Consider the following 12391-nt stretch of genomic DNA (forward strand, 5'->3'; position numbering starts at 1 on the left):
TGATTCAGAGAGTAAGCAGTGGGCCGTTCACCCGTAGCCACTCTTTCCGTTGTTCATAGTCAGGCAAAATAGAGGCCACAAACCGCCAAAATTCCTGTGAATGGTTAGGGTGTTTGATATGGGCAAGTTCATGGACAAGTACGTAGTCGATGATCGCTATAGGAGCCATTACAAGCCGCCAGTTTAAGTAGATGGCATCAGTAGGGGTGCAAGTTCCCCAGCGCATTTTCTGTTCTTTTAGGGCGATTTTAGATGGTTTTACTAACATCTTAGAAGAATAGATTTCGGCTCTTTCCTTTACTTTCTTTTCTCCATTTTTAATGTACCACTGCTTGAACTGTTTGTTCATTAGATCTCTCTTTTCCAAAGGGGAAAGTGAGGAAGATACTTTCGCAATAAATTTCCCTTGTGAGTAGTGAAGAGAAGGTGCTGCCACTTCTGTTCCTTTTATGACCTTCAATCGATATTGGCGGCCTAAGTAAGCGAACTTTTCTCCGCTGCAGAATTCTTTCACTGGCACGTTTCCGTTTATTTCACTAAGTTCGTTCCACTTCCGTAATATCCATGGTGCTTTTTTATATAAAGCATGCTGCAAGGTTTCTTCAGTGATTCCTGTAGGAGCCATTACGTTTACTCCATCCAGCCATTCGACTGTGACAGATATATCCGTTTTCTTTTCTAGATATTCAAGGGTGTAATCAATCGTTGTTGTACCATATACCAGTTTAGGCATTTTTGTGTCGCCTCTTTCTAGGTTGCGATCTGATTCATCTGTATTATAAATTAAAAATAGATATATGACAAAGTAGAGGATAATTTGCAGTAGCTTGGCTTGGAAATACCTACGGGAAATGTTAATTCACACAATCTGTCGAGGGATATAAATTTGAAGGTGAGTAGTTGGTGCTGGAGAAATTATAGATAAACAGAGAAGAACGCTTTAAAATTTCAAAAACCTGGTGATATTTTGTTATCTTTAATTACAATCTATGACAAAGCATTTTATATTTTGTAAATAATTATGATTAAAAAGTAATAAGGAGGAGAAAAATGTCTAGGATTGGGAGAAATGAGTTATGCCCTTGCGGCAGTGGAAAGAAATATAAAAAATGTCATCTAAATATAAAGAAAATTTCTGAGTTATCAAATAATCTTTCTATAGAGTGCCTTTGCGGGAGTAGCTTAAATCCTATTAATTGCTGTGGTTCATTTCTTTCATCAACTAGAAGGAAAAACCCTTCAGTGCGGCAAAGTGAGTTTTCTGTAGATAATAGGTATCAAGAGGAATACTCTGGCAAGGTATATTTTGCTTTATTATCGACTCCAAGAAGGGAATGGAATGCCTTTCGAAATTTTTATTTATATGGTATTGAGATAAATGGACGTTTTCTTAGACCCAAAACCTTAGATTTTGTTCTTGAGCTGCAAACTGAAGAAGTACATCAATGGAATGTGCGATGCAACCTCGATTACCAAACGGGAGCCATAATTAAAGTTCGAATCAAAGATAATATCGAAAAGAATAAATTGCATATTGCTGACTGTACTATTTCAGTTTCTAAGCCACTTAATCGGATAGAAGTGCCACACATAAGTATTTTAAACCACGCTTATCTAAGGCTGTTTCACCATACTTCAATTTCCGGTCATGAAGGAATAACAAATAGTAAATCCATTTGGTCATCTCCTTACGACCTTCAAGGGAGTACCAGAGAGTTAAATACAACCCGCTTTACATATTTCACTGACCTACCTGAACTCAAATATGAAAGTGATTTGTTTGCTGTTGCAATGCGTGATATATCTCAAGCAGCTTTTAGAACTGATGATGAAACACAGTTGTCCTTTGTAGATATATACAATCAACCAGCAAACAAACGGGAAAAACGACTAATTTTTTATCTTGATATCAATCTGATAGCTCCTGTTCCATCTGTTTACCATAACCAAGAAGGAACTAAATATATAGAATTTTTTCATCCTCATATTTTTAGAATTGCGGCCCATCCGGAAACAATCATTCCAATTGAACAATTTAAGGATGGCTGGAAAATTAATAAGGATTTTATTACTCCAGCAATGATTGATATTTTCCCCATTGCAAACGGGAACAGTCTTACTGATCTTTCAAAAATATATCAGGACAGATATATTGAGCCGTAGTTCTCTTTTTTTTCAATTATTGAATAATTTTAAAAGAGTGATGAGATGATACTTGAAGGAACTAATACAAAGCATAATGTAAGCTTGGGAATAGAAATATAACTTATTTTTATAAGATTATATTTTTATATGAATATTTTTAGTAATCCATACTAGTCGATATATGATCACCAGTATCCCAAGTGTATTCACACTTAGGACACCTTAAGTGATAATATTGACCCATCAAAATTGAATCTGAATTAATATGTACTTCATTATCACAATCTGGATTTTTACAATCACAAAAATATTCATCGGTCAGATATTGATACCTATCAGCATTAGAAGTGACAATTATTTTTACCAGATTTTTGTAAGAAGCTTCTTCCGTATCATTATATTTGAGTAGTTTCTGTGCTGCTTTTAAGTTGTTAAAAAACTCAACTTCGACCTCTTCAATATATTTTTCTAAATTTGAATGTATTTTGCTAGGGTTGTTTGGTTCACTGAAGTCTTTTGAATTACATGATAGGAAGGCTACCTTATTATAATTGTTGCGATGTTTTTTTAAGTAGTCAATGATTGTAAAGAAAATCACGGCATCTGTACTTTCATTTTTGCTTGATTTCTTGTTCGTGTTATCTTTCTTTAGCTCCATGGAAAAGAATGGAGGTTGTTGCTCTATTGCAAAGTCTACAACTAAACGGTCTATATCAGGATTTCTTTCAATAATTACAGCAAAACTATTAATAATTCTGTCGATGTGTTTTGCTCTTACTGCATAAGTATAGCGATAGGCTCTCAAAGAAATTTTTCTAATAGTATTTAGTTGATGTAATAATTCTTCCTTTTGATGTTGTTCTGGTACATATTTAAGGAGGTCATTATATTTTATGAAATCTAAAAGAATTTGGTCTTCGTATTGCTGAATCTTATTATTTTTAAGGTGATTCCACTCAGCTAGAACTTGTTGCGGTAACATTAGATGAGTAAATCCATTTAAACGCATTAGGAAGGTGTAAAAGCTATCTTCCGAATATTTACCAGGCTCTAGAAAATCTATAAGTATGTTTGTATCAACGACTAATGCATTCTGTTTGTCCATGTTAATTAATCTCCTCGTCATATTACTGAATCAACTTAAATCTTGATTTTAATGGTATTATTTACATCACTTAGTATCCTTGCTTCTCGTGAGGATAAGATGGGTAAAGGAACTCGTATATTAAATAGAGTTAATTTTTTTATGGTTGTGCTTAGTTTTTGATAAGTAATTGGTTCTGACAAGTCTATGCAATTTGTCAATAGGAGGACTTTTAATGAAATTAGTAATAAAAGAATGGTCGACTAATGGAGATTCGTTCTTTTCCAGTTGAGCATTAACATCTGCTAATACCTTGGCAAGACTATTGGTACAAGCATAGGTTTTAATGATCCTATTCTCTAACGTTTCCGTTGGATAATTCTCCACCAAATTTACGTAAGCTTGAAGCTCTTCAATGTCTTTTTTTATAGCCTCTAAAGTTTTTAATCTATTCATAAGAAACCTCCTGTACATAGAATACGAATATCAATTGTATTACTAACTCTAAATAAGAGTATAAAGCTTGAAAATGTCATTTTATCCAATAGGTACTGCTTTATTTTCGATAACTGGTATACCTTCTAAAACTTTCTTAGTAAAGTCGTTTAGACGGATTTAAAGTATTGAAGCATATAATGATATACTAAGCTAGAAGTATATTATAAGCGTTGTCTAAATAAATAATTTACATCAGTTATCGACAAATTGACTAAGAAGGTGAACGCTTGAATAAAGAGGGATTATATAATTTAGTTGAGTGGTTTTTAGAACTGCCAAAAGAAACAGAAATAGTTGAGTTCAAAGTAAATAATGATCAACCATCGCTGATTGGAGAATATATATCAGCGCTCGCTAACTCTGCTTGTCTACATGAACAAAAATTTGGTTACCTGGTATATGGTATAAATGACGATCAAGAAGTAGTAGGTACTGCGTTTAAACCTTCAGCTACCAAACATAAACAACAAGAATTAGAAAGTTGGCTCTCAATTAAACTTTCTCCCAAAACAGATTTCGAATTTTTTGAGTTTGACTACAATGGATTTGAATTAGCAATCATTAAAATTGACGCTGCAATAAGCAGACCTATTTCTTTTGATGGTACTGCTTATATTAGAGTTGGTTCTTATAAAAACAATTTATCGCACTATCCGGATAAGGAAAGAAAAATTTGGACTAAAACTAATAATCAACCTTTTGAAGAACTGGAAGCATTAGGGTCGCTCAACGAAGATGAAGTATTAAAATTGTTAGATTACCCTTCTTATTTTAGTTTATTAAATGTAAGTCTTCCCACCGATAAGTATGGGATTCTAAAGAAATTTGAAGAGGAAAAATTGATTGAAAAAGTTGGAAAGAGCTATAATGTTACAAACTTGGGAGCTATTCTTTTTGCTAAAGATTTAACAAATTTCCCCAAGTTAATTCGTAAGGCAATTAGAGTAATTATTTATAAAGGAAAAAATCGCCTCCATACTGTTAAAGAACAGGCCGATGGCAAAGGATACGCCTTAGGCTTCGAAGGATTGATCAGCTATATTAATGACCAACTTCCTACTAATGAAGAGATAGGGGCAGCCTTTAGAAAAGAAGTGAAAATGTATCCTGAATTAGCTATTAGAGAGGCAGTAGCTAACGCATTAATCCATCAAGACTTTCATGAGCGTGGTACAGGTCCCATGATTGAAATTTTCTCTGATAGGATTGAAATTAGTAACCCAGGTAAGCCACTGATGAGTACTCTTCGCTTAATTGACCATCGACCTCAATCTAGAAATGAACAATTAGCCTATTTTATGAGAAGGCTTAATATTTGTGAGGAAAGAGGCAGTGGTATTGATAAAATAGTTAATTTAGCAGAAGAGTATCAACTGCCTGCGCCCAAATTTACAGAGAATGAAAATGCAATGCAGGTCACTTTGTATGCTTACAAAAATCTCAACGATATGAATAGAGATGACAAGATAAGAGCCTGTTATCAACATTGTTGCCTAAAGCATATCTCTTCCGAAAATATGACAAATCAGAGCTTGAGAGAACGATTGAATGTACGACAACAAAACTATTCTATTGTCTCCCGAATAATAAACGATACTATAGGCGAAGGGCTGATAAAGCCTTATGATCCAGATAGTAATTCTAAGAGACATGCTAAATATGTACCTTTTTGGGGATAAGTTTATTTATTAAGATGTAAATTAGTAACTTATTTTCTTATGTGACCGGTTACGTTATGAGGTGAAGAAAGAACAAACTCTCTGTATTGATGTTAAAGACAATTTCTTATGTGATGGTTATGTGATAAAGAGAAAAAAGAACAGCTCTAAGTACTAAAATTAAAGTGTTTTCTTATGTGATGGTTATGTGATAGAGAAAAGAAAGAACAGCTCTAAGCATTGATGTTAAAGGTAATTCCTTATGTGATGGTTATGTGATAAAGAGAAAAAAGAACAGCTCTAAGTACTAAAATTAAAGTGTTTTCTTATGTGATGGTTATGTGATAAAGATAGAAGAAGTGAACTGTTAGGGAAAATTGAAACAGAAAAAAATCAATAAACCTTTGTATTAAGGTAGTATTTTGAATTTTAATGAGTAAATGGCAATATGCAAATGTTTAACTTAAAAATCTCTCTTTAAATAGAAAATGAAACAGTAGCTATAATATAAAAGAACAGATATAAATGCAGATTCTCATTTAATAAACCGTTTATACAATAGTATACCCTGCAGCTAGACTGCTATGAGATGACCTCGGCATTAAGCCGGAGTCATCTTTTTTAAATCCTATTGTTTGCGCGTTCAAAGTTAATGTTCAATGCGATTATCCACTGACTCTTCGTATACAAATATAATTAATATCTGTCTAATTTTTAACACAAAGAGTATATTAGGGTTAATTTTAGTATATTTTTACAAAAAAGATATATATAATATCTTATCTAAGGTATAGTCAGAAAAAAGGAATTATTGAAATGGAATCAGTAGTTAAATTATATTTGTTATGTTGATTAACTTATTTAATCAACAATAGATTGTAGTATCCCAATATATAATAGATCTTGAGTTAGTGATTAGATAGCTGAATTTACATTATAGCTCAAGTATCTACTTGTGACTCAATGTAAAGTTAGGTCTTAGTCAGCAAGTCTCGTTAAAAAAATCATACTAATTAAGTAACTTTCTACCTTGTAAAAGGTTAAGGTACCTTACTTATAAAAGGATTTATTAGTAAGAAAAAATTAAAAAACTTAAGTGGAATAATAGGAGGTTATATCGATGAATGAAAGTTTTGAGGAAATCCGTTGTCTCGAATGTGGAGATTTTTATAATAGAGATTTCATGAATGGAAATCTATGTTTATCTTGTAGAGGAGATGGGGACAACGAAGAGAATGATATTAATTAAATAGAAGTATGACCAGTTCCAAATTAAGATGGCAATACTGAGTGAGATGGATACTTGTATCCCCATATCTAATAAGCAGTCGGGGAGTAGAATTCAGGCCACACATCAATACTGAAAACAAATAAAAGTCATAAAATCGTTATTATTATATATAGCCACATATTTTATACAGATATTATTGTATGGCAGTGTAACAAATACAGAGAACTTCATTGGAGGATTTAAGAGATGCTAGATAAAAAAATGTTAGAACTCAGGTTGAGCAGAATAATAAATTTATATGATAACTTAGATGAATTAATAGACTCTCTTCCAGTTAAATTACCAAAAGGTGCGAAAGAGCAAGTAAAAAAGGTCATATTCAATAATAAAGAAATAAAGGAAGTCATCTCAGGAATAAAAGAAAGAAGACCGCCAAGACTTATTATGGTAGGAAGAACAGGGGTAGGAAAGAGCAGTCTAATTAATGCGATTTTTGGTAAGTACATAGCAAAGACAAGTCCTGTAGAAATCGGAACTACTCAACTGAGCAGGTATAACTATGAGGCTGACGGAGATATTCTATTTGAAGTAATAGATACAAGAGGTATTGCGGAATCTTCAAATGAAAGAGAAACAACAGCAGAAGAAGATTTAAAAAAAGCAATAGAAGATTTCGATCCAGATGCTGTTCTTTTCCTATCCGATGCTACACAACGCGCAAGAATGGATGAAGATGTAAATTATATAAAAAATGTATATGAAGAAATCGGCATTAAAATTCCGTTAGTTACTGTATTGACACACGTAGATGATTTAGAACCATCGAGAATAAAGGAACCTGACAAGTATACAAGTTCAAAATTAAGAAATATAGAAGATAAAAAGCAACAGATGGAAAACTTATTAAAAAATTTAAAGGTAGATAGTTCAACGGTGATACCAGTTTCGACATATATAGAATGGGACAGAGAAGATCCGCACTTATTAAGCGAAGAAGAACAACAAGATCTGCATATTGATTTTGATGGAAGATACAATATGGATGAACTGATAGATTTTTTAGAAAGTAATATAGATTTTCGAGCTTCTATTTATTTAATGATGACAACAAGAATCGACAAAGCAGTAAGAAAAATTTCGAACATTCTTGTTAACAGCTTTGCTATTGCAAGTACTACTATAGCACTGAGCCCCATTCCATTCAGTGATATTGTTATACTTGTTCCTTTACAGTTGATATTAGTTACATTTATTGCTTATTTAAGTGGCGCTGACATCGATAAGGAAAGTGCAAAAGAGTTTTTACTTAGTATTGGTGGAGTTGGAATATTGGGGTATGGTTTAAGAACTTTAGCTCAACAAGGGAGTAAGTTTCTTAATTTAGTTATACCGGGGACAGGAAGTGTAGTGAGTAGTACGATAGCTTTTTCTGGCACATATGCCATTGGGAAAACTGCTCAAGCATACTACATAGATAAAAAAAGAAAGGAAGAATTAGAAACAATAATGAAAAAAGCTAGCGAAGAAGGTAAAGACAAAGCTCCTGATTAAGAAGAGTGAGTTAGTGAAATTAAATTCTAAGATAACTAATATGGGAATTAATCATAAAAAATCACTTAATTGTAATTCCTTGCACAATAAGAGGTCGTGTCTATACTGAAATTTTTTATTAGATTAGTTAGAACGGATATTTTAATAAAATAGATTTAGAATTTTAAAGAGAGGCAGTGGATAACTGCCTCTCTTTAAAATTTATTTGTTTACCCTATCCAATGTTATGGTGAGCCATATCATAAGTAAATGAGGTTTATATCATTACCAAACGCTAACTTATCCATGTTTTATTCAAACGCTAAAAACAATTCAGTTATTGAAAACCATCAAAAGGAAATAAAGTTTAGGCTATTTGGATTTGCTAAATACGGGTCTAAATTTCGTTATTTTGTTTGAATACATGGATGATAAGGTTATGACTGCGCTTATTAAAATCACTCAATCATCGAACGGACCGAGGCAATTTTCCTTTCTCTTTTTTTTAAAAGCTATATAATGGTAGAAGATGAATTTTAGCTAGGATTTTCACTTAAGGCGTTTTTATCTATTGCGTTAAGAGAAAGCTTGCAGCAAAGAAAGCGGGACCAAAATTAATGAAAAAACTTGGATTTGATTCAGAGAAATATTTACAAGAACAATCAGCCTACATTCTAGAACGGGTACAGCAGTACGATAAACTTTACTTGGAATTTGGCGGAAAATTGATAGGCGACAAACATGCCAAGCGTGTCTTGCCTGGGTTTGATGAAGATGCCAAAATCAAACTATTGCATACACTGAAAGAAAAGGCGGAAATCATCATCTGTGTCTACGCTGGAGACATCGAACGAAACAAAGTCCGTGAAGATTACGGCATCACGTATGACCAAGATGTCTTGCGCTTAATTGACGAATATCGGGCATATGGCATTTCTGTCAACAGTGTCTTAATCACTCGTTATCGAGGGCAACCAACAGTCAAAGTATTTATGACTAAGCTTGAGAGAAGTGGAATTAGCGTCTGTATTCACCGTGAAATCGAAGGTTATCCGACAAACGTGGACGCGGTCCTTGGGGAAGAGGGATTTGTGACAAACCCTTATATTAAAACGATAAAGCCAATCGTGGTAGTGACGGGCCCTGGCCCAGGTAGCGGAAAGCTTGCCACCTGCCTTAACCAAATGTACCATGAGAATAAACTTGGAAATGAAGTGGGCTATGCCAAGTTTGAGACGTTTCCGGTTTGGAATTTGCCGTTAAAGCATCCGGTAAACATCGCTTATGAAGCGGCTACCGTCGATTTGAAAGACGTAAATATGATTGATAATTATCACTATGAAGCATATGAAAAAGTAGCGATCAATTACAATCGTGATATTGAGACGTTTCCTGTCATCAAACGGATTATCGAAAGGATTACCGGTAAAGCGTCTGTTTATAGCTCACCAACTGATATGGGGGTCAATCGTCTGAAATCGGGCATCACCGACGATCGGGTTGTCCAGGAAGCTGCCAAGCAGGAAATCATTCGGCGCAGTTTCGTCGTAGAGAATGACTATAAAAAAGGGCTTGCCGATGAAGACAGTGTAAGCCACATGCAAGTGATTCTGGAAGAGACCGATTTAAAGAAAGAGGATCGGATACCTGTATTGCCGGCCCGTAATTATGCGAAAGCAATCCAAGAGCAAATTGACAGCACGAATCTACAAGCCGTAATTGCGATAGAACTGCCGAATGGCGAGATAATCACCGGTCGAACGACAACTTTGATGGATGCTTCGGCAGCCGCGATTCTGAATGGGTTGAAGAAATTGACCAATATTTCCGATGAAATTAATTTGTTGTCGCCGATGATTTTACAGACGATTCAACGGTTGAAAACGGATGACTTGAACAGCCGTGTCCCAACATTAAGCGCCAATGAAGTGCTCATTGCACTGGCAATCAGTGCGGTCACCAATCCTACTTCTGAGCTGGCTTATAAGCAATTGCCAAATTTAAAAGACACCCAAGCTCATTCCACGGTCATATTGAATAGAGAAAACGAACAGACTTTTAAGAAGCTTGGAATCGACATCACCAATGATTCGATCTATCCAACTGAGAACCTGTATTACAATTAGATTTTAGAAAACACCTGCCTTTTTCTTCTTACATAGAAGTCTGAGGCAGGTGTTTTTCATGTATACAGTTATGATTATTTTGAACTTGCGGTGTCTTTGTTCAGCTTAAAATTGAATTAAGCAAGGACAGATTAGTTCTATAAAGAGCTAGTAGACTTTTTAGTAACGCAACTTCGCAAAAGCGCTAGGATCATCATCCTAGAGCTTTTTTATATCAAAATATTAATGCTTGGTTCTGGGGAATCTACTAGCCAAACACGCATCATTCAAAAGGAAATGAGCCTCGCTGTTTTTCCATAAGCACAGGAGCAAGCAACTTACTTTTTAAAATGCCCATGAGGATCAATAACAAATTTCTTGGAAGCCCCTTGGTCAAATTCAGCGTATGCCTCTGGTGATTGATCTAACGTAATGACCGTTGCGTTTACCGCTTTGGCAATTTGTGCTTTGCCGCTTAAAATCGACTTCATCAAGTCACGATGGTACCTCATAACCGGAGTTTGGCCCGTTACAAACGTATGAGCTTTTGCCCAGCCAAGTCCTAAGCGCACCTTCAAGGTTCCATTTTGAGCGTCTTGGTCGGCAGCGCCTGGATCACCGGTTACATAGAGTCCAGGTATACCAAGACGTCCGCCTGCACGCGTAACTTCCATAATGGAATTTAATACAGTAGCCGGTGCTTCACCAGCTCCCTCGCCATGTCCACTAGCTTCAAAACCTACACAATCAATCGCGCAATCCACTTCTGGGACGCCTAGAATTTGAGCAATTTGTTCCGCAAGGTTTGCGTGTTCACGAAGATTGACCGTTTCACAGCCGAAACTATGGGCCTGTGCAAGGCGTTCTTTGTTTAAGTCCCCTACGATAACAACAGATGCACCCAGTAGCTGGGCAGAGTGGGCAGCGGCTAAACCGACAGGACCAGCCCCGGCAACATAGACAGTAGCTCCTGGTTTCACACCCGCACTCACAGCGCCGTGGTAGCCCGTCGGGAAAATATCGGAAAGCATCGTTAAATCAAGTATTTTATCCATCGCTTGATCTTTATCCGGGAATTTCAGCAACTGAAAATCTGCATAAGGGACCATCACGTATTCCGATTGCCCGCCGACCCATCCACCCATGTCTACATAGCCATAAGCAGAACCGGGACGATCTGGGTTGACGTTCTCACAAATATGAGTGTCTTGCTCTTTACAGCTGCGGCAGCGGCCACAAGCAATATTAAATGGTACCGACACCAGGTCACCTTTTTTGATAAATTCCACATCACGACCGACTTCAATGACTTCTCCTGTAATTTCATGACCGAGTACAAGGCCTTCAGGAGCTGTTGTCCGGCCACGCACCATGTGTTGATCACTTCCGCAAATATTGGTGGTAACGACTTTTACCACCACTCCATGTTCACATTTACGCCCGACATTCAATGGATTTACCCCGGGACCATCTCTAATGATTAATTCAGGGTAGCTTATATCTTCAACTGTTACCGTTCCAGTACCTCTGTATACAACCGCTCTGTTTCCTGCCATTTCTGTCAGCTCCTATCTAATTTTGTACAGATAAAGATCACATCTTTACACCAGGGCAGCATCGAAGAAGGGACAAAATTTTACTATTTATATTAAGTATTCTCTATATTCTAAATTATAATTCTTTTTAATGGAAGAACGCACTTTTTTGTGAGAAGGTTACCTAAAGGATACTTTCAGAAGGAAATGGAAGAAGGAGGCAGTTTCATGAGTGATCTGCGGTCAGCAATAAAAAGGGAAATTGAGAGTGGCGAATTTAATTGTGAAAAGGAACTGACCTTATCGATTATTAGCGGCAAGTGGAAAATTATTATTATTTACTATTTGGGAACAGAGGGTGTCTTGCGCTTTAGTGAGATTAACCGCCTGCTTCCCAAAATTTCGCATAAGGTACTGACTACTCAAATTAGAGAGTTGGAGGAGGACGGGGTCGTTCACCGGGAAGTATTTGCTGAAGTTCCGTCAAAAGTAGAATATTCACTAACCACTTTAGGAGAAAGCCTCATTCCAATCGTTTTAATGATGGATGAATGGGGAAAGAAAAACATCAAACACTTTCCTATTGCGAAAAATGTGTGAGGAAT

Annotated in this window: 10 protein-coding genes; 6 read left to right on the forward strand and 4 right to left on the reverse strand. The window is 35.8% G+C overall.

Going from position 1 to position 12391, the window contains the following annotated elements:
* Positions 1–4 precede the first annotated feature (4 nt).
* The gene (locus tag AUO94_RS08995) at positions 5–733 is read right to left on the reverse strand and encodes a M48 family metallopeptidase (protein WP_058383890.1); all 729 of its coding nucleotides are present in this window, start codon (positions 731–733) and stop codon (positions 5–7) included.
* 317 nt (positions 734–1050) lie between these two features.
* On the opposite strand from AUO94_RS08995, the gene AUO94_RS09000 reads away from it, so the two are divergent.
* Positions 1051–2163 carry a YecA family protein gene (locus AUO94_RS09000; protein ID WP_058383891.1) on the forward strand — a complete coding sequence of 371 codons (1113 nt, stop codon included), beginning with the start codon at positions 1051–1053 and terminating at the stop codon, positions 2161–2163.
* A 139-nt stretch (positions 2164–2302) separates the two neighbouring features.
* Here the strand turns inward: AUO94_RS09000 and AUO94_RS09005 are convergent, their stop codons facing one another.
* Together AUO94_RS09005 and AUO94_RS09010 are read right to left on the reverse strand one after the other, a co-directional pair.
* Entirely contained in the window at positions 2303–3250 is a 948-nt protein-coding gene (locus AUO94_RS09005; protein WP_058383892.1) for a PIN domain-containing protein, read from the reverse strand.
* A gap of 120 nt (positions 3251–3370) precedes the next feature.
* Complete coding sequence (locus AUO94_RS09010) at positions 3371–3685, reverse strand: hypothetical protein (RefSeq protein ID WP_058383893.1); 315 nt, start codon at positions 3683–3685, stop codon at positions 3371–3373.
* A 269-nt stretch (positions 3686–3954) separates the two neighbouring features.
* Here AUO94_RS09010 and AUO94_RS09015 point away from each other — a divergent pair, with 269 nt between their 5' ends.
* From AUO94_RS09015 to AUO94_RS09025, 4 genes are all read left to right on the forward strand, one after another.
* A complete protein-coding gene (locus tag AUO94_RS09015; RefSeq protein WP_058383894.1) occupies positions 3955–5406 on the forward strand; it encodes an ATP-binding protein in 1452 nt (483 codons plus the stop codon).
* Positions 5407–6505: 1099 nt separating this feature from the next.
* Positions 6506–6634: a hypothetical protein gene (locus AUO94_RS17700; protein WP_257721241.1), complete on the forward strand. Its 129-nt coding sequence runs from the start codon at positions 6506–6508 to the stop codon at positions 6632–6634.
* Positions 6635–6862: 228 nt separating this feature from the next.
* On the forward strand, positions 6863–8167 hold the full coding sequence (locus AUO94_RS09020; RefSeq protein ID WP_058383895.1) for a GTPase: 1305 nt from the start codon (positions 6863–6865) through the stop codon (positions 8165–8167).
* Between the two features lie 596 nt (positions 8168–8763).
* A complete protein-coding gene (locus AUO94_RS09025; protein ID WP_058383896.1) occupies positions 8764–10272 on the forward strand; it encodes a DUF1846 domain-containing protein in 1509 nt (502 codons plus the stop codon).
* Positions 10273–10589: 317 nt separating this feature from the next.
* Here AUO94_RS09025 and fdhA read toward each other — a convergent pair whose 3' ends face one another.
* Positions 10590–11807, reverse strand: coding sequence for a formaldehyde dehydrogenase, glutathione-independent (fdhA, locus tag AUO94_RS09030; protein ID WP_058383897.1), 1218 nt, complete (start codon positions 11805–11807; stop codon positions 10590–10592).
* A gap of 207 nt (positions 11808–12014) precedes the next feature.
* On the opposite strand from fdhA, the gene AUO94_RS09035 reads away from it, so the two are divergent.
* A complete protein-coding gene (locus AUO94_RS09035; protein ID WP_058383898.1) occupies positions 12015–12386 on the forward strand; it encodes a winged helix-turn-helix transcriptional regulator in 372 nt (123 codons plus the stop codon).
* Positions 12387–12391: the final 5 nt, after the last annotated feature.

It is taken from the genome of Planococcus kocurii (genome assembly GCF_001465835.2).
Classification (GTDB): domain Bacteria; phylum Bacillota; class Bacilli; order Bacillales_A; family Planococcaceae; genus Planococcus; species Planococcus kocurii.

Excerpts from the sequence above, each read along its gene's own strand:
- AUO94_RS08995 (WP_058383890.1), bottom strand. The coding sequence starts at position 733 with ATGCCTAAACTGGTATATGGTACAACAACGATTGATTACACCCTTGAA.
- AUO94_RS09000 (WP_058383891.1), top strand. The coding sequence starts at position 1,051 with ATGTCTAGGATTGGGAGAAATGAGTTATGCCCTTGCGGCAGTGGAAAG.
- AUO94_RS09005 (WP_058383892.1), bottom strand. The coding sequence starts at position 3,250 with ATGGACAAACAGAATGCATTAGTCGTTGATACAAACATACTTATAGAT.
- AUO94_RS09010 (WP_058383893.1), bottom strand. The coding sequence starts at position 3,685 with ATGAATAGATTAAAAACTTTAGAGGCTATAAAAAAAGACATTGAAGAG.
- AUO94_RS17700 (WP_257721241.1), top strand. The coding sequence starts at position 6,506 with ATGAATGAAAGTTTTGAGGAAATCCGTTGTCTCGAATGTGGAGATTTT.
- AUO94_RS09020 (WP_058383895.1), top strand. The coding sequence starts at position 6,863 with ATGCTAGATAAAAAAATGTTAGAACTCAGGTTGAGCAGAATAATAAAT.
- AUO94_RS09025 (WP_058383896.1), top strand. The coding sequence starts at position 8,764 with ATGAAAAAACTTGGATTTGATTCAGAGAAATATTTACAAGAACAATCA.
- fdhA (WP_058383897.1), bottom strand. The coding sequence starts at position 11,807 with ATGGCAGGAAACAGAGCGGTTGTATACAGAGGTACTGGAACGGTAACA.
- AUO94_RS09035 (WP_058383898.1), top strand. The coding sequence starts at position 12,015 with ATGAGTGATCTGCGGTCAGCAATAAAAAGGGAAATTGAGAGTGGCGAA.